Here is a 17,293-nt window from a genome sequence, read left to right on the forward strand (position 1 = left end):
GCTCCCTGGGCGCGGGCCTGGACGGCCGACGACGTCGACGGTCACGCCCAGGCGCACGTCCCCGCCGACGACGACCACACGGGCCGATGGCCATGCTGTGGCGGACCGTGCTGTCCGCACTCCAGGACCCCGCCGCCCCCGCCCGCGAGGAGACCATCGCCCGCGGCGCCGCCGCGCTCGCCCTCAAGCGGACCCCCGAGGCCACCATCGACGACGCGCTGGAGAACGGGCTGTACGAGTTCGGCGTCGTTATCGAGCCGCCGACTGCGGCGGCCGCGCTCGCCGCGCAGCGGGTGACCGAGTCCGCACAGGAATGTTGAACCGGCGACGACCACCGGCTCCCTCCCGGTCACACCCCCCGCTGCTGCCGGACCGAACGGCCACGGTTGGGCCCCGCCCGGTCCGGCAGCCGCCTCACATGTCGCCGTCGATCTCTGGGCGCAGGCTGTAGGTGTTGGTGAAGGATCCGACGGACACGCAGCCGGCGCGGTCGTTGAGGTTCAGGGTCTGCTCGGTGATGCCCCACTTCTTGTCCTTGGTCCAGCGGCCGTTCTTGTAGAAGTAGCCGTACCGCTTCGCCCGGCCGTTGTGACCCCGAAGGACGTTGTACGCCTCGTTGCGCCGGAAGGAGATGGCTTCGGCTTCCCGGTCTCCCTCGAAGCCGCACTGGTAGTCGGGGAACAGGTAGGCGGTGTCCGAGCCGGTGCCCGGGGCCTTCAGGTAAGCCGAGGTGGGCTGGTTCGCGGCGGCGTGGCCGCGCAGGGAGTAGTCGGTACGCGCCTGGGTGAGGGGGAAGACCCAGATCCGGGCCGTCTCGTTGTTGTTGAGATCGTTGTGCTCGTACAGGCACAGGCTCCTGTCCGGGCAGGCGTCCGACCCCTTCCCGATGAGTTCCTGTACCTGCGGGGCAGGCTCGCTGCCCTGCGCGATGCCTGGCAGTGCCAGCGCGAGAGTAGCGGCAGCGACGGCGGTGGCCATGATCCTCTTCATGATCCGCTTAACGCCACAACCCCTCGCGTGGTCACCGTGCAGCCCGGGAAGCCCGGCATGCGAGTGCGCACCTCACTTCGTGCGACCGCTGCCACTGCAAGTGGCAGAACGACTGACGTTCTTGTGGCAGACGACATGGACTTCCTGGGCACCGAGCCACTGACTGCGGCCATCGCCTCACTGGAGCGTGGTCTGGCGGGCAGGCCCGCGGGGGAAGTCGGTGACCTGGCCGCAGCCCGGGGCATCAGTCCGGAGCTGATGGTGGCGGCCCTGACCGTTCGTGACAGCCTCGGCCGGCTGAACGACCTCAACGACCCGAACCGGCCGTTCGACCTGGAGACGGACCGGCGGGTGGCCGAGTTCAAGCTCGCGCGATGGCGCGGCGCCGACGCCACACGCAAACGGCAGACGTTCAAGGACCTGGTCCTGCTTGCCGCCGACCGCACGGGCCGCCGCGCCGAGCTGTTCGTCGTCGGGCCCGAGCCCGGCCGTTTCCTGCGCACCTCACGCGCGACAGCGGCCTGGGCGCTGAACCGCACCCCGCACGCGCGCCGCGTGTTCGAGGAGTCCTTCGGCTCCCTGGACGTTTCCGTCGCGCAGTTCACGGCGCGCCACGCCGGCCATGTCCGGGTCACTGACCTGTGTGAGGTGCTGCCGCCCACGGTGGCAGCGGCGCTGGTGCGCTGAACAGGCAGGGCGCCCGGCCGCGTGTCGGTCATGCTGCGGATGGCGCTCCGGATCCGGACGGCTCCGCGGCGGGCAGCATGGTCAGCAGCATGACGCTGGGCTCGGTGGCGCGCACGCTGTGCGGCAGCCGTGCGGGCAGATGGATCCAGCTGCCCGGCGTCGCCTCGGTCTTCTCCTCGCCCAGGACGAGGTTGAGGCGGCCGGAGACGACCTGGATGACCACGGGCAGGGCGGAGGTGTGCTCGGTCAGTTCCTGGCCGGCGGCGAAGGCGAAGCCGACCACGCGCAGGCGGTCGTCGCGGTACAGGACCCGGCTGAGGGTGCCGTCCTCAGGTACGGCCAGTTCGGTGGCCAGGTTGGTGATCACGGTGGCGGGCATGGGGTGCCTCCTCAGGGCTGGGACGGGGCGGGGGTCGGGACGGCGATCAGGCTGATCGCGCCAAGGTGGGCGCTGTGGCGTCGGAAGACGCGGCGCATGTGCACCACACGGCGCAGGGCGGCCGGGTCCCGCAGCGCCCGGACGGCGATGCGCAGCGCGGGGATCAGCCCTTCGTCGTCGACGAGCCGGCGCGGTTCGAGCAGCGCCATCGGTGCGGTCTTCTGGGCGGTGACGGTGAAGCCCTCGTCGGCGAGAAGTTCACTCCAGCCGGTGGGGGTCAGGGGGCGGGCGCCGACGTGGATGGCGTCCCGCAGGTCTGCGGTGATCCGCTCGGCGAGGGCCGGGGCGAGGCCGTCGGGCAGCAGGCACAGTTCGTGGATGGCGTAGCGGCCGGTGGAGTCGTCGAGCAGGCGGCGTGCTTCCCGTACGACGCGTCGCTTGGCCGGTTCGGGTTGCATCGTCAGCATCGCCTCGCCGTACACGACGGTGGCGCCGCCGTCCGGCAGCCCGGTGGCCGCGGCGTCCGACCGTACGGCGCGTACCTCGGTGGGGCCGGGGCCGGTGAGCGTGCTCAGCGTGGCCACGGCGGCCGGGTCGCGGTCGACGGCGGTGTAGGTGGCCGGGCGGCGGGCGAGGGTCAGCCGACCGGTGGCTCCCAGGCCGGCGGCCAGCTCCACCACGCGGTCTTCCGGGTCCACCGCCAGAGCGTCCAGCATCCACCGGGTCAGCTCTACACCGCCGGGGCGCAGGACGCGCTTGCCCAGGCGCGCCAGCAGCCAGTGGCCGGGCATACGGGCGGCGTCCAGTCCGTCGCCGGGAAGGGAGATGTTCTGCTGCAGGGCCGGAGGGTCCGTCGATGCCATGGTCGTACCTCGCTCTCTGCCTGAGTCCGTGCTACTTAGGTGAACCTAACTTGGAGTGATGGTGGGGTGCGGGGGGCCGAACGTCCCGGATTTCAGGGTCCAGTGGGTCAGTTCAGCCATGGCGGGAGGACTCCGCGACGCCTCCTACTCGTCGTGGAACAGGTCCGTGCTGAGGCAGCGATCTCCGGTGTCGGGCAGGACCACGACGATCAGGGCGCCCTTGTGCTATGCGGCCCCGGGGCTGTGGTCGGCCTCATCGGCCCACCGGGCGGCGAGTTCTCCGGCGCGCCGGGCTGCGTCGGCCACCGCGTCCGGCCCGCCGCCTGCGAGGGCGAGGAGCAGGGCCCGGTCGACTTCGAGGTCGACACCCAGGTCGGCCTGTACCGCAGCCGTCCATTCCCTCAGTACGTCGTCCATGATCACCCTTCTTGGTCCGTGAGGGGGTGGTGCGCAGTGCCGTGGTCGGTCACAGGAGGCTGCTCCAGTAGGACCAGAAGCGGGTGAGCACGAGCAGGGTGATCACTCCGTACCAGGCGCCGAGGAGCATCCAGTGCGTGTCGCGGACGATGTCCAGGACACCCCGGGGCACCGGGACGATCCCCCGTTCCAGGCAGTGCAGGGTGACGTACCAGAACAGGGCGATGGTGACGACCCAGACGACGGCACAGTAGGGGCAGAGCTTGTTGAGTTCGTACAGCGACTGCGCGATCAGCCAGTGCGCGAACACCACTCCCACCAGCGCCCCGGCGTCCAGCGCGAGCCACAGCCGGCGGTGCAGACGCGCGCCGGAGAGCACGGCGACGCCCAGGGCGGTCACGGCGGCGAAGGCGCCCAGTCCGAGCAGCATGTTGGGGAAGCCGAGCAGGCTCCCTTGCGGGCTGGACATGACGCTGCCGCAGCTCACGACGGGGCTGATGTTGCAGGGCGGCTGGTAGGCGGGATCCTGCAGCAGCCGCCAGTCGTCCACGGTGAGCTGGAAGGAGGCGAGCCAGCCGACGGCGCCGGCGAGGACCATCACCCATCCCGTGCGGCGGCTGCCGCCGACTGTGGGCCGGCGCCGGACGATCGTCGCGTCCGGCGCCGGCATGGGGACGTGGCTCATGCGGCTCGCCGTGAGCCGGAGGCGGGCCGGGGCCGGCCCGCGCCCGCCGGGGCCGCGGTGGCCGTACGTGTCGTGGCTCGCCGCCGGTAGACCAGGTACGGGCGGGCCAGGTATCCGATTGGGGCGCTCCACACATGCACCAGGCGGGTGAACGGCCAGGCCGCGAAGAGGAGGAAGGCGCTCATGGCGTGCAGTTGGAAGAGGAGCGGGGCTCCGGCGATCGCCTCGGGCCGCGGCTGGAGGACGAACAGGCCGCGGAACCAGACGGAGACGGTCGAGCGGTAGTCGTAGCCGGCCCCGAACATGTTGTGGGCGGCGGTGGCGGTGATACCCAGCACGACGGTGGCGGACAGCAGCGGGAAGAGGAGTTTGTCGCTGCGGTCGGTGCCGAGGCGGATCTGGCGGGTCAGCAGGCGGCGGGCGCACAGCATGCCCAGCCCGGTGACCATGGCGACGCCCGCGACCGAGCCCGCCCACACGGCCGTGCTGTGGTAGGCGTGCTCGGAGATGCCGACGGCTTCGGTCCACGCGTCGGGAATGGCGAGCCCCACGACGTGCCCGGCGATCACCATGAGGGCGCCCAGGTGAAACAGGGGGCTGCCGAAGCGTAGCCAGCGGTGTTCGAGGAGCTGGGTGGTGCGGGAGGTCCAGCCGAACTGGTCCTGCCGGTAGCGCCAGATGTGCCCGACCACGAACACGGCGAGGCAGATGTAGGGGACGGCGACCCACAGCAGCAGGTCGGCACCGCTCGCCGAGGCGGCGGCCGAGGAGGAGAGCGAGGCGTTCATCGGGGGCCTTCCGTACTGCTGGTCGGGGCGAGTGGCACATGGGTCGGCGGGGCCTGCATGGGTGGCACGAAGGTGCCCGGCGGGGCGAACTCGCCGTCCCCGTAGGGGTCGAGACCGACCTCCTCGTTCGGCGGGCCCTCTGCGACGAGCTGGTCCACCGCCGCGCGGTCCGCGTCGGTGGGCGGCGGCAGCAGGGTGAGCAGCGCGGCCAGGACGTGCCGGTAGGGGGAGTCGGAGTCGGTCAGCGCCCGGTGGATCAGCTCCAGTCCGCGCCGGTGCTGGCGCAGCGGCGCCTCGCCGCTACCGGGGCCTGCCAGGGCGGCGAACTCAAGGACGACGGGGAGATGGTCGGGCAGTTCGCCGCCGTCGGTGTCCCAACCCGCGGCGCGATAGCGCTGGTTCAGGGTGAGCAGCGCCATGCCGCGCCGGCGGGTGTCGCCGTGCAGGTAGTAGGTGAGGTAGAGGCTGCTCTTGCGGCGCAGGTCGAACATCTCGACGTAGTGCCGCTCCAGCGCCTCGGTGTCCTGTCCGGCGAACCAGTCGGTGAACCGGGCCAGGTGCTCCGCCGCGGGCATGGCTGGCAGGGCCTCCACGACGGTCGTCAACTCAGCCCGGGCCGAGGTCAGTTCGGAGTCGGGGTACTGCAGGAGCAGCGACACGAGCCGCAGGGCCAGCGCTCGGCCCGCCGTCTCCTCGGGGGTGAGCCGGGCCGGGCGGCGTACGGCGGCCCGGACGCGGGTGCGGACGAGGGCGGGGATGGTTGCCGGCAGCGGGCTCATCGGTGGTCTCCGGCAGTGGTGTTGCGGCGCAGGGTGGGGATGCCGAGCATGATCTTGCGGGGCTCAGGGGCGCCGGACGTCTCGACCGGGCAGCGATCCTCCATCGCGGTCAGGGCGGCGGCGTCTTCCTTGTGGGCGGCCGGAACGACGTACCGGTCGGCGTACTTGGCGACGGCGAGCAGCCGGTGCAGGTCCTCCGCCTCGCGCACGCTGAGCCCGACGGCCTTGAGCACCTTCTCGTCGCCGTCCTCGCCGAGGGTGCGCTCCCGCATGTACGAGCGCAGCGCCGTGAGCTTCATCAGCACCCCGGCGACCACATCCGTGTCTCCCGCGGTGAACAGCTCCGCCAGGTACTCCAGCGGGATGCGCAGCCGGGTGACGGCCGCGAAGACATGGTCGGGGTCGTCCTGGTTGCCGCCCGCCGCGTCGACGGCGTCGAGGACGGGGGACAGCGGCGGCACGTACCAGACCATCGGCATCGTCCGGTACTCCGGGTGCAGCGGAAGCGCCACCTTGTACCGCATCACCAGGTCGTACACCGGGGAGCGGCGGGCGGCGTCCAGCCAGTCCTCGGGGATGCCGGACTCGCGTGCGGCCGCCCGCACTTCGGGGTCGTGCGGGTCGAGGAAGACCCCGCGCTGGGCGTCGAGCAGGTCGCGCTCGTCCGGGGTGGCCGCGGCCTCGCCGACGCGGTCGGCGTCGTACAGCAGCAGCCCGAGGTAGCGCAGCCGGCCGACGCAGGTCTCCGAGCAGACGGTGGGCTGGCCGGCCTCGATGCGGGGGAAGCAGAAGGTGCATTTCTCGGCCTTGCCGGTGGCGTGGTTGACGTACACCTTCTTGTACGGGCAGGCCGTCACGCACATTCGCCAGCCGCGGCACTTGTCCTGGTCGACGAGGACGATGCCGTCCTCGACGCGCTTGTACATCGCGCCGGACGGGCACGCGGAGACGCAGGCCGGGTTGAGGCAGTGCTCGCACAGCCGGGGAAGGTGGAAGAGGAAGGTCTGCTCGAACTCGAACTTCACCTTCTCCGCCCACGCCCCGCTCAGGTTGGGATCGGCACCGGCGTGCTCCGGTGCGCCGCCGAGGCCGTCCTCCCAGTTGGCACCCCAGGTGATCGCGGTGGGCTTGCCGGTGAGGACCGAGCGGGGGCGGGCGACGGGTATGTCCTGCTGGGCGGGGGCGTTGACGAGGTTGTCGTAGTCGTAGGTGACCGGCTCGTAGTAGTCCTCGATGGAAGGCAGGTCCGGGTTGGAGAACAACGACAGCAGCCGCTTGATCCGGCCGCCGGAGCGCAGGACCAGGCGCCCGCGCTTGTCGAGCATCCAGCCGCCCTTCCAGTGCTCCTGGTCCTCGTAGCGGCGCGGGTAGCCGACGCCGGGTTTGGTCTCGACGTTGTTGAACCAGGCGTACTCGACGCCGGTGCGGTTGGTCCACGTCTGCTTGCAGGTGACCGAGCAGGTGTGGCAGCCGATGCACTTGTCGAGGTTCATGACCATCGCGATCTGTGCCATCACGCGCATGTCAGTACTCCACTTCCTGGCTGCGGCGGCGGATGACGGTGACCTCGTCGCGCTGGTTGCCGGTCGGGCCGTAGTAGTTGAAGGCGTAGGTGAACTGGGCGTAGCCGCCCGCGAGATGGGTGGGCTTGAGCAGCAGCCGGGTGAGCGAGTTGTGGATGCCGCCCCGCTTGCCGCTGACCTCGGTCTTCGGCACGTTCACGTTGCGGTCCTGGGCGTGGTACATGTACACCGTGCCCTCGGGCATCCGGTGGGTGACCACAGCCCGGGCGGCGACGACACCGTTGCGGTTGTACGCCTCGATCCACTCGTTGTCCTTGACGCCGATCTTCTCGGCGTCCTCCAGGGACATCCAGATCGTGGGTCCGCCGCGGGACAGGTCGAGCATGTACTTGTTGTCCTGGTAGTTCGAGTGGATGGACCACTTCGAGTGCGGGGTCAGATAGCGGACCGTGACCTCCGCCCGGCCGTCCTCCCGCAGCTGCTCGTCGCCGTAGTGCCGTGGCGTGTTCAACGGCGGCCGGTAGACGGGCAGTTGCTCACCCATCTCCGTGATCCAGTCGTGCTGGACGAAGAAGTGCTGCCGTCCGGTGAGGGTGTGCCAGGGCTTCTGGTGCTCGGTGTTGATGACGAACGGCGAGTAGCGGCGCCCGCCGGTCTCCGAGCCGGACCACTCGTACGACGTCATCACCGACCGGGGCTGGGTGCGGGTGTCGGCGAACGTGATCCGCTCGGCCTCGCGCTCGGAGGCCAGCTCCACCAGACCCTCGCTGCCGGTCTGCCGCTCCAGTGCGCGGAAGCCCTCGGTGGCCAGGCGGCCGTTGGTGGTGCCGGACAGGGCGAGGATCGCGTCGCACATGTGGGAAGCGGTGGCGAGCGAGGGCCGTCCGGTGGCGATTCCGTCCCGGACGGTGCCGTTGCGGCGTCGGAGGTCGTCGATCTCCTGGTTCGGGTGGACGGTGACGCCCTTGGTGGTGGTCCCGAGGGTGTCCAGCAGCGGGCCGACGGCGCGCATCTTCTGTCCGATCACGGCGTAATCCCGTTCGATGACGACCAGCTTCGGCATGGTCCGCCCCGGGACCGGCTCGCACTCGCCGGTTTTCCAGTCCCGTACGGCCCCGCCCGGCTGGGCCAGTTCGTCGGGGGTGTCGTGCAGCAGCGGCACGGCCAGGACGTCGGTGCGCTTGCCCAGGTGCTCGGCGGCCAGCTCGCTGAACTTGTCGGCCATCGTCAGGAAGGTGTCGTAGTCGGTGCGGGCCTGCCAGGGCGGGGCGATGGCCGGGGTGAAGGCGTGCACGAAGGGGTGCATGTCCGTGGACGACAGGTCGTCCTTCTCGTACCAGGTCGCGGCGGGGAGGACGACGTCGGCGAGCAGGCCGGTGGAGGTCATCCGGAAGTCCATGCAGACCAGCAGGTCGAGCTTGCCCTCGGGCGCCTCGTCCCGCCACACCACGTCCTTGGGCCGGTGCTCGGCCGGGGTCTCCTCGGAGCGGACCGCCGCGTCCGTGCCCAGCAGGTGCCGCAGGAAGTACTCGTTGCCCTTGCCGGATGAGCCGAGCAGGTTCGCCCGCCACACGGTCAGCACGCGCGGGAAGTTGGCCGGGTCGTCCGGGTCCTCGGCGGCGAACCGCAGCCGCCCCGACTTCAGCTCGTCGACGATGTGCTCGGCGACGTCACGCCCTTGAGCCCTCGCCTCGTCCGTCAGGTCGAGCGGATTGCGGTTGAAGCCGGGGTGGCCGGGCGTCCAGCCCAGACGCACGGCCTGCGCCAGGCAGTCGGCGAACCCCTTGCCCGTGAACCGTCCCGCGCCGAGCGGGGAAGCCAGCTCGTCGGGCCCGAACGCCTCGTAGCGCCACTGGTCGGAGTTCAGGTACCAGTACGACGTGCCCGCCATGTGCCGGGTGGGCCGCTGCCAGTCGAAGGCGAACGACAGGTGCTGCTGACCGGTGACCGGGCGGACCTTCTCCTGGCCGACGTAGTGCGCCCAGCCGCCGCCGTTGACGCCCTGGCAGCCGGTCATCGTCGTCAGTGCCAGGAACGCTCGGTAGATGGTGTCGGAGTGGAACCAGTGGTTGGTGCCCGCGCCCAGCGCGATCATCGAACGGCCCCGGGTGCGCTCCGCGTTGCGGGCGAACTCCCGGGCGATCCGGGCGGCCTGCTCGGCCGGCACGGAGGTGATCGTCTCCTGCCAGGCCGGGGTGTACGGCTCGGACGCGTCGTCGTACGACGACGGCCAGCTGCCCGGGAGGCCGGGGCGCTGCACTCCGTACTGGGCGAGCATCAGGTCGAAGACGGTAGTGACGAGCCGTCCGCCGATCCGGCGCACCGGAACGCCCCGGACCATGACCGAACCGCCCTCGGTGCCGCCCTCGTCGAACCGGGGCAACGCGATCGCGACGCTCTCCTCGGCCCGCTCCAGCAGGCTCAACTCCGGGACGACATCGCCCAGATCGAGGTTCCAGCGGCCTCGCCCGGCCTCCCCCCACCGGAAGCCGAGCGAGCCGCCGGGGACCACCGGTTCGCCGGTGGCCCGGTCCAGAAGGACGGTCTTGAACTCCGCGTTCTCTTCGGCCTCCACGTCACGGCCGAGGTCGGCCGCGGTGAGGAACCCGTCCGGGACGAGACCGTGGTCGTGCTCGCGCAAGGTCACCAGGAACGGCGCGTCGGTGAACTTCCGCAGGTAGTCCTGGAAGTACGGAACTTCGCGGTCGACCAGGAACTCGCGCAGGACCACATGCCCCATGGCCATCGCCAGCGCGCCGTCCGTGCCGGGGTGCGGGGAGACCCATTCGTCGGCGTGCTTGACGTTGTCGGCGTAGTCGGGGCTGACCGCGACGACCTTGGTGCCGTTGTAACGGGTCTCGGTCAGGAAGTGCGCGTCGGGCGTGCGGGTGACGGGGATGTTGGAACCCCACATGATCAGATAGCCGGCGTTCCACCAGTCCGCCGCCTCCGGGACGTCGGTCTGGTCGCCGAACACCTGCGGGGAGGCGATCGGCAGGTCGGCGTACCAGTCGTAGAACGACAGCAGCGTGCCGCCGATCAGCGAGTGGAACCGCGCCCCGGCCGCGAACGACGCCATCGACATCGCCGGGATCGGCGAGAAGCCCGCGACCCGGTCGGGGCCGTACGCCTTGACGGTGTGCACTTGGGCGGCGGCGATCAGCTCGCTCACCTCGTCCCAGTCGGCACGCACCAGACCGCCCTTGCCGCGCGCCCGCTTGTAGGCGCGCGCCTTCGCAGGGTTGGAGGTGATCTCCGCCCAGGCGGCCACGGGATCGCCGAGCCGCTTGCGCGCCTCGCGCCACAGCTTCAGCAACGCGCCCCGTACATAGGGGTAGCGGACCCGGCTGGGGGAGTAGGTGTACCAGGAGAACGAGGCGCCACGCGGGCAGCCGCGCGGCTCGTACTCGGGGCAGTCCGCGCCGATCGAGGGGTAGTCGGTGGCCTGGTGCTCCCAGGTGATGATGCCGTCCTTGACGTACACCATCCACGAGCAGGAACCGGTGCAGTTCACGCCGTGCGTGGAGCGCACCACCTTGTCGTGCGACCAGCGGTCCCGGTAGTAGCCCTCCCACTTCGGGTCGCCCTCGCCGAACACGGCGCGCCCGTCGGCCGACACCTCGCGGCGGGTCAGCAACCGTCGGGCGGCCAGCGGCCAGCCCTCACCTGCGCTCGACGTCCGACGCCGTGCGTTCTGATCGTTCTCCATGGCCAGGACGCTATGCGGGGCAGGGCCTGAGCCACCTGGGGCCGGCGGGCCCTGACGGACGGCCTACCGGCCCCATGTCGCTGGACGCACCAGGGACCAATGGTCCCGGTGGCGGGTCCGGTCGGCCGGGGAGCCGGGCATGCCGGGCGATGCATGCTGGCTGTGATCGAACCGCAGATGCCCATCCGTCCGTACGACCGCATCCCGCGTCCGTTCCGGCGGCCATTCCCCCGTCCCTGGCCGCCGCAGACGCAGCGCGTACGGCGCGTGGCGCCTGGTTCGGTCGTGCGTCCGGCCGCCCCGCGCGGCCGGACGCGGCATCCGCCCTCCCCGCCGCCGGCGCCCCCGGAATGCCATTCCCCACCGCATCGGTCGGCCGATGCGGCCCCGAATTGGAGACACCGTCATGAGCGAGCTGACCCTCGCCTCGAACCCCGAGGACGCCACGGCCCTGCAATCAGCCGAGGCACACCACGCCCGCCTGGCCGGGGAACTGGCCGGACGCGTGAAGATGCTGATCACCGCCGTGGGCCACGACCCGATCGCAGCCGGGAAGATCCACGCCGGCTTGGTGGCTTTCTGCGACCGCTCGCTCCTGCCGCACGCCGCGGCCGAGGAAGCCGCGCTCTATCCCGCCGCCCACCGCATGCGCGAGGCCCGCCTGCTGATCGAGAGCCTGATCGGCGAGCACCGCTGCCTCACCACGCTCGTCGACGTCCTGCGTGCCACGCCCGCCCCGGCGGACGCGGTGGCCGACGCCCGGGCCCTGCAGGTGCTCTTCGAGGAGCACATGGCCAAGGAGAACGGCCTCGTCCTGCCGCTGCTCGCCATGACGCCCGAGGTGCGTCTGGCGGAGCTGGTGGCGGACATGCACCACCGGCTCGCGAACGACTCGTCCGTCAAGGGCGCCTCAGAAGCCCAGTACAACGAAGCAGGGCACGACGTATACGAAGGGCAGATCGAGGAGACCGGCGGCTGCGGCGGAGCGTGCGGCTGCGGTGAAGCGGAGGAGACGGACGAACCCGAACTGGACGTCCGGGACGTTCCGCATGCCCTTCGTCACGCCACGGTCTTCGGCGCGCTCGACGCCGTCCCGGCGGGCACCGCGATGGTGCTGATCGCCCACCACGACCCGCTGCCGCTCCTCGCGCAGATCGAGCAGCGCACCCCGGGGGTGTTCTCGGTGGAGTACCTGGAACGCGGCCCCGAAGCCTGGCGGCTGCGGTTCAGCCACCGCTGACCCGACCCCACTTCACTCGCGGCGGCGCGCGCCCGTCCGCCACCCGCCGCACCCTCAAGCACTCAAAGAAGGAAGACACGTCATGGACGGATCGCACCGTCGGGCCGGCACCCTGCTCGGGACGGTCGGTACAGCTCTGGTCGTCGCCGGACCGGTCATGTTGTGGCGCGGTCGCAAAGCCAGGAAGGAGATCCGTACCGAACTGGCCGCCCAGAAGATCACTTTCCCCCATCACGGGCTGCCGGCCGAACTCGCCGCCTACACAGGCCGCCGGGTGGAAACCGGGCCTGAGGCGCATGCCTACGCCGAGTTCATCAAGGGCAACCTCGCCCTTGCCACCGGAGGCCGTACCTACGCCGAGATCACCGCGGAGCTGCACGCCGGCGGAGGCGACGACGAGAAGCTCGCCAAAATGCGGCAGACCGCGTTCATGGGCCAGTCCCTGCGCGCCTCGCTGATGTCCGCCTGCCAGGCATGGCACCTCACGACCCTGGTCACGGGACTGGGCGCCGCGCTCACCGGTGTGGGCGCGGCGCTGGTGGCCACCGCGGACGCCCTGACGCCCCGCTCCTCGAACCGCTCCTGACCCTGGTCCGGGTCTGACGACCCGTCCGGCCCCTCTTACGAACGGGGACGTTCGGCCCTGCTGGAGAAGACCATCGGCCGCCGCGCCGAGCACCGCCGCCGGTGGATGCTGACGGCGACCGATCCGGAGGTATCCCGTGTACGACCACATCGACCGCATCCGAGGCCGATTCCACCGCTGCCGTTCACGGTGGGTGCCGCGCACAGTCCGGCCCGGTCATCGTCCGGCCGCCCGCCTCGTCTGCCCTGACTCCAGGGCGGCCGGACGCAGCGGCAGGGCGCTGGGAAGGACCGCACGATGAGCGCCGTCGGCCACGCCGTCCATGCCATCCGACGCCAGCGGCACGACGCGGGGGAGCGGCCGTTCATCGTCATCTGGGAGTCCACCCGGGCCTGCCCGCTGGCCTGCCTGCACTGCCGGGCCGAGGCGGTGCCCGACCGCGACCCGCGGGAGCTGGACACGGACGCGGCCAAGGACCTGCTGCGCCAGGTGGCCGCCTTCGGGCAGCCCGCCCCGCTGTTCGTGATCACCGGCGGAGACCCGTTCCAGCGCCCCGACCTCACCGAACTCATCGCCTACGGCCAGGAGGTCGGGGTCCGCGTCGCAGTCTCCCCCTCCGGCACGCCGACGCTCACCGAGCAGCGACTGCGGGAGCTGCACACGGCTGGGACGGTCGGCCTTTCGCTCAGCCTCGACGGGTCCACGGCCGAACTCCACGACGGTTTCCGCGGCGTGCCCGGCGTGTTCCGCTGGACCCTGGACGCCTGGGACGCCGCCCGCGCCCTCGGCATGAAGGTGCAGATCAACACCACGGTCGCCCGGCACAACCTGCACGACCTTCCCGACATCGTCCGCCTGGTCGCCGAGCACGGCGCCATGCTGTGGAGCGCCTTCTTCCTGGTCCCCACCGGCCGCGGCCGCAGCCTCGGCGCACTGACGCCCGGCGAGGTGGAGGACGTCCTCAACTTCGTGTACGACGTGGGCCTGACCGTGCCCGCCAAGACCACCGAGGCCCACCACTTCCGCCGCGTGGCCCTGCAGCGCCGGATCCTCGCCGACACCGGCGACGACGCCGTGACGGTGCTGGGGCTCGGCCCGCTGTACCGGGAACTGCGTGAGCGTGCCGCCGAGTTGGGCCTGAACGCAGGAACGCGCCGGGTGCGGCGCCCACCGCTGGACGTCAACGCGGGCCGCGGCTTCGTCTTCGTCTCGCACACCGGCACCGTGCACCCCAGCGGCTTTCTGCCACTGGGAGCCGGAAACGTCCGCGAGACACCGCTGACCGAGATCTACCGCTCCTCGGAGCTGTTCACCGGTCTGCGGGACGCCGACCGGCTGGGCGGCCGGTGCGGGGCGTGCGAGTTCCGTCGGGTCTGCGGCGGCTCGCGGTCCCGCGCCTACGGCGTCACCGGCGATCCGTACGCCGAGGAGCCGTGGTGCGGTTACGCCCCCGGCTCCTTCCCCTACCAGCGGGAAGTGGCCGCGCTGCTGTCCGGCGGCGCCGACGCGCAACCGCAGACTCGTCCCCGTCCGACCGCCGCCGAGGGCGGCAAGGAGCACCGTGTACAGCAAGAACGATGACCCGGCCGCGGGCGGTGGCCGCCCGCCCAGCAGGTTCAAGGCGTCCGGCCTGCGCAGCCGTCACCTGGCCGCCCACGTCCTGGTCGCGGCCTGGGTGGTGCTCGCGCTGCTGGCGGCGAGCGTCCAGCAGACGCTGCCCGCGGCCCGCTGGCTGGCCGTCCACCTGTTCCTGCTCGGCGCCGCGACGACCGCCATCGTGGTGTGGAGCGAGCACTTCGCCGTCGCCATGCTCCACGCGAAGCTGCCCGACCGGCGCTGGAGCAATACCCGGCTGGCCGGCGTCAACCTAGGCGCCGTGGGCGTCCTCACCGGCCTGTGGGCCGACCGGCCGGAGCTGACCGGCGTCGGCTGTGCGTTGCTGATCACCGCGGTCGGCGCGCACCTGGTCGTCCTCGTCCGCATGGGCCGGGGCGCGCTGGGAGGACGGCTCGCCCCGATCGCCGACTACTACCGGGCCGCCGCGGCGGCACTGATCATCGGCGCGGTCCTGGGCTGGCTGCTGGCCACCGGCAAGGCCGGCCCGCAGCACTACAGCGGCCTGAAGCTGGCCCACGTCCACGCCACGCTCCTCGGCTGGATCGGACTGCCCGTGCTGGGCACGCTGTTCATGCTGTGGCCGACTGTTCTGGGTGTGCGCATGGCCGAGCGCACGACGCGGCTGGCGCGGTGGGTGCTGTTGCTGACCGGGGGCGGCCTTGTGGCCGCCGTCGCCGGACTGTCGGCCGGGTGGCGCGCTGTCGCCGTACTGGGCGTGGCCCTGTACGCGGCAGGCGTCGCGGTCGCGGCGCAGTTGTTCGCCCGGACGGTGCGCCGGCGACCGGCCATCTCAGCGGCCGCCGCGTGGATGCTGGCCGCAGCCGTGGGATGGCTGCTCGTCGGCCTGGTCGTGGACCTGGTGCTCCTGGCCGCACGGCCGCTCGCCGAGGTACGGGACTCCGGGTCCCTGGTTCTGCTGCTGCTCGTCGGCCTCGTCGCGCAGGTCCTCATCGGTGCCCTCACCTACCTGCTGCCCATTGTGCTCGCCAGCGGTCCCAAGGAACGGGCTTCGCTGAGGGCGGTGTTGGAGTGGGGCTGGGCGCCGCGGCTGGTCCTGCTCAACCTCGGTGTGGTCCTGCTGGCGCTGCCGCTTCCCGGCTCCGCCGGCTCGGCGGGCACGCTGCTGGTCGGGGCGGCCGGGGTCGCGTTCCTCGCTCTGGTGGTGCGTGTGCTGGTGCGCAGTGGGCGGGGGCTGTTCGCGGGCGGGGACAAGGCGGGTGTCGCGCGGCGCCCCGTCCTGTGGGGGACCGCGGCGGGGGCCGTACTGATCGTGCTGGCCGTGCTCGTGGCCAACAGCGGTGGGGACACGAGCAGCCAGGTCGGCGGCGCGGGGACGGCGGGCGCGGGCGCCGGGACCACCCGCACGGTCGCCGTCACCCTGGCCGACATGCGCATCCGCCCGGCCCGGATCGAGGTCGCTGCGGGCACCTCGCTGCGGCTGAAGGTCACCAACACCGACGCCCAGCGCCACGACCTGAAGGTCGAGGACGGCCCCGCCACCCCGATGCTCGCCGAAGGGCAGACCCGCACCATCGACGTCGGACAGGTCACCAAGAGCCGTGAGGCGTGGTGCACTTTGCCGGGCCACAAGGCGGCCGGGATGACCATGGACATCGTCGTCACCGGGGACACGAGCACGTCCGGCGACACCAGTGACGCGCGAGGGCACGACGGCCACTCCACGACGACCACCGCGGGCGGCCTGGACCTGTCCGCCGACTTCTCCTCGGGCTGGCAGCCACGCGATGCCGGCCTGGCCCCCGCATCCGGCGGGACGGTCCACCAGGTCGAACTGCACGCCGCGCACACCACGGTCGAAGTGGCTCCAGGCGTGAAGCAGCAGATGTGGACCTTCGGCGGCTCCGCACCCGGCCCCACCCTGCACGGCAAGGTCGGCGACGTCTTCGAGATCACTCTCGTCAACGACGACGAAGGCATGGGCCACGGCATCGACTTCCACGCGGGCTCCCTGGCCCCCGACAAGCCGATGCGCACCATCCAGCCCGGTGAGCGCCTGGCCTACCGGTTCCGCGCAGAGAAGGCCGGAGCGTGGCTGTACCACTGCAGCACCGCACCCATGCTCCAGCACATCGGCAACGGCATGTACGGCGCCGTCGTCATCGACCCGCCCGGCCTGAAGAAGGTCGACCACGAGTACGTGCTGGTCTCCTCCGCGCTCTATCTCGGCACGCCGGGCAGCACCGCCCAGGTGGCGAAGATGACCAACGGCACCCCGGACGCCTGGGCGTTCAACGGCATCGCCTCCCAGTACGCCAAGCGGCCCCTGAAGATGAAGGCCGGCGAGCGGGCCCGCTTCTGGGTGGTCGCCGCCGGGCCGTCCGACGGCATCGCCTTCCACATCGTCGGCACCGTCTTCGACACCGTGTACAAGGAGGGCGCCTACCTGCTGGAGCCCGGTCAGCCGGGCGGCGCGCAGGTGCTGGACCTGGCCACGGCGCAGGGCGGCTTCGTGGAGACGACGTTCCCCGAGGCCGGCCACTACTCCTTCGTCGACCACGACATGCGCCACGCCGAAGCCGGCGCCCACGGCACCGTGGAGGTGAGCAGCTGATGGACACCGTCGGCTGGTGGTCCCTGCTGCGGTTCGTGCACGTGGCCGGCGCCGCTCTGTGGGTCGGCGGGCAACTCGCCCTGTCCCTGGTGATCCTGCCGCTCGCCCGCCGCATGCTGGCACCGGAGGCCAAGGACGGCTTCACCGCCGCGGCAGGCCGCCGGTTCGGAATGCTGACCGGGGCGGTGTTCCTGCCTGCCCAGCTGGCCACCGGCTGGGCCCTGGCCTGGCACAGGGGAGTCACCTGGGCCTCGCTCGCCGAACCTGGCTACGGCCGCACCCTGGCGACCAAACTCGCCCTGTTCGTGGTGGTGATGCTCGCCGCGGCGGGCCATGGCATCGCCCACGCCAAGGGCCGCGCCGACCTGGCCCGCGCCCTGGCGGTCGTCTCCCTCGCCGGCTCGCTCGGCGTGGTCCTGCTGGCCACCGCCCTGCCCGCCACATGAAACAGGAGGCAT

At 71.6% G+C, this 17,293-nt stretch carries 16 protein-coding genes; 7 read left to right on the forward strand and 9 right to left on the reverse strand.

All coding sequences use genetic code 11. The features are described 5' to 3' along the window. Window positions 1-86 precede the first annotated feature (86 nt). Window positions 87-320: a hypothetical protein gene (locus tag N4P33_RS07425; protein WP_260825502.1), complete on the forward strand. Its 234-nt coding sequence runs from the start codon at window positions 87-89 to the stop codon at window positions 318-320. A 94-nt stretch (window positions 321-414) separates the two neighbouring features. On the opposite strand, the gene N4P33_RS07430 is transcribed toward N4P33_RS07425, so the two are convergent. Continuing rightward, window positions 415-978 carry a hypothetical protein gene (locus tag N4P33_RS07430; RefSeq protein ID WP_260825503.1) on the reverse strand — a complete coding sequence of 188 codons (564 nt, stop codon included), beginning with the start codon at window positions 976-978 and terminating at the stop codon, window positions 415-417. 135 nt (window positions 979-1,113) lie between these two features. On the opposite strand from N4P33_RS07430, the gene N4P33_RS07435 reads away from it, so the two are divergent. Beyond that, entirely contained in the window at window positions 1,114-1,677 is a 564-nt protein-coding gene (locus N4P33_RS07435) for a PE-PGRS family protein (RefSeq protein ID WP_260825504.1), read from the forward strand. 28 nt (window positions 1,678-1,705) lie between these two features. Here N4P33_RS07435 and N4P33_RS07440 read toward each other — a convergent pair whose 3' ends face one another. The 8 genes from N4P33_RS07440 to N4P33_RS07475 form a co-directional block, all read right to left on the reverse strand. After that, entirely contained in the window at window positions 1,706-2,056 is a 351-nt protein-coding gene (locus tag N4P33_RS07440; protein WP_260825505.1) for a cupin domain-containing protein, read from the reverse strand. 11 nt (window positions 2,057-2,067) lie between these two features. Then, window positions 2,068-2,919, reverse strand: a complete 852-nt coding sequence (locus tag N4P33_RS07445) for a class I SAM-dependent methyltransferase (RefSeq protein ID WP_260825506.1) — start codon at window positions 2,917-2,919, stop codon at window positions 2,068-2,070. Between the two features lie 225 nt (window positions 2,920-3,144). Beyond that, window positions 3,145-3,336 carry a hypothetical protein gene (locus N4P33_RS07450; protein ID WP_399028908.1) on the reverse strand — a complete coding sequence of 64 codons (192 nt, stop codon included), beginning with the start codon at window positions 3,334-3,336 and terminating at the stop codon, window positions 3,145-3,147. 49 nt (window positions 3,337-3,385) lie between these two features. Further along, complete coding sequence (locus N4P33_RS07455) at window positions 3,386-4,021, reverse strand: vitamin K epoxide reductase family protein (RefSeq protein ID WP_260825507.1); 636 nt, start codon at window positions 4,019-4,021, stop codon at window positions 3,386-3,388. Then, window positions 4,018-4,809, reverse strand: coding sequence for a respiratory nitrate reductase subunit gamma (narI, locus tag N4P33_RS07460; protein WP_260825508.1), 792 nt, complete (start codon window positions 4,807-4,809; stop codon window positions 4,018-4,020). Before narI ends, N4P33_RS07455 begins: the two co-directional genes overlap by 4 nt. After that, window positions 4,806-5,588 carry a nitrate reductase molybdenum cofactor assembly chaperone gene (gene narJ / locus N4P33_RS07465; RefSeq protein ID WP_260825509.1) on the reverse strand — a complete coding sequence of 261 codons (783 nt, stop codon included), beginning with the start codon at window positions 5,586-5,588 and terminating at the stop codon, window positions 4,806-4,808. The genes narI and narJ overlap by 4 nt, the downstream gene beginning before the upstream one ends. After that, a complete protein-coding gene (gene narH / locus N4P33_RS07470; RefSeq protein ID WP_260825510.1) occupies window positions 5,585-7,111 on the reverse strand; it encodes a nitrate reductase subunit beta in 1,527 nt (508 codons plus the stop codon). Before narH ends, narJ begins: the two co-directional genes overlap by 4 nt. A gap of 1 nt (window position 7,112) precedes the next feature. Continuing rightward, window positions 7,113-10,820, reverse strand: a complete 3,708-nt coding sequence (locus N4P33_RS07475) for a nitrate reductase subunit alpha (protein WP_260825511.1) — start codon at window positions 10,818-10,820, stop codon at window positions 7,113-7,115. A gap of 406 nt (window positions 10,821-11,226) precedes the next feature. Between N4P33_RS07475 and N4P33_RS07480 the strand changes: the two genes are divergently transcribed. The 5 genes from N4P33_RS07480 to N4P33_RS07500 all read left to right on the forward strand — a co-directional run bounded on the left by N4P33_RS07480 (window position 11,227) and on the right by N4P33_RS07500 (window position 17,281). Further along, a complete protein-coding gene (locus tag N4P33_RS07480; RefSeq protein WP_260825512.1) occupies window positions 11,227-12,060 on the forward strand; it encodes a DUF2249 domain-containing protein in 834 nt (277 codons plus the stop codon). Between the two features lie 82 nt (window positions 12,061-12,142). Further along, on the forward strand, window positions 12,143-12,646 hold the full coding sequence (locus tag N4P33_RS07485; RefSeq protein ID WP_260825513.1) for a hypothetical protein: 504 nt from the start codon (window positions 12,143-12,145) through the stop codon (window positions 12,644-12,646). Between the two features lie 297 nt (window positions 12,647-12,943). Then, entirely contained in the window at window positions 12,944-14,227 is a 1,284-nt protein-coding gene (locus N4P33_RS07490) for a TIGR04053 family radical SAM/SPASM domain-containing protein (RefSeq protein WP_260825514.1), read from the forward strand. Then, a complete protein-coding gene (locus tag N4P33_RS07495) occupies window positions 14,208-16,835 on the forward strand; it encodes a multicopper oxidase domain-containing protein (protein WP_260825515.1) in 2,628 nt (875 codons plus the stop codon). Before N4P33_RS07490 ends, N4P33_RS07495 begins: the two co-directional genes overlap by 20 nt. Next, window positions 16,835-17,281: a hypothetical protein gene (locus N4P33_RS07500; protein WP_260825516.1), complete on the forward strand. Its 447-nt coding sequence runs from the start codon at window positions 16,835-16,837 to the stop codon at window positions 17,279-17,281. The genes N4P33_RS07495 and N4P33_RS07500 overlap by 1 nt, the downstream gene beginning before the upstream one ends. The last annotated feature ends 12 nt before the right edge of the window (window positions 17,282-17,293 follow it).

The sequence above is a fragment of the Streptomyces sp. 15-116A genome (assembly GCF_025290915.1).
In the GTDB taxonomy this organism is placed as follows: Bacteria; Actinomycetota; Actinomycetes; order Streptomycetales; family Streptomycetaceae; genus Streptomyces.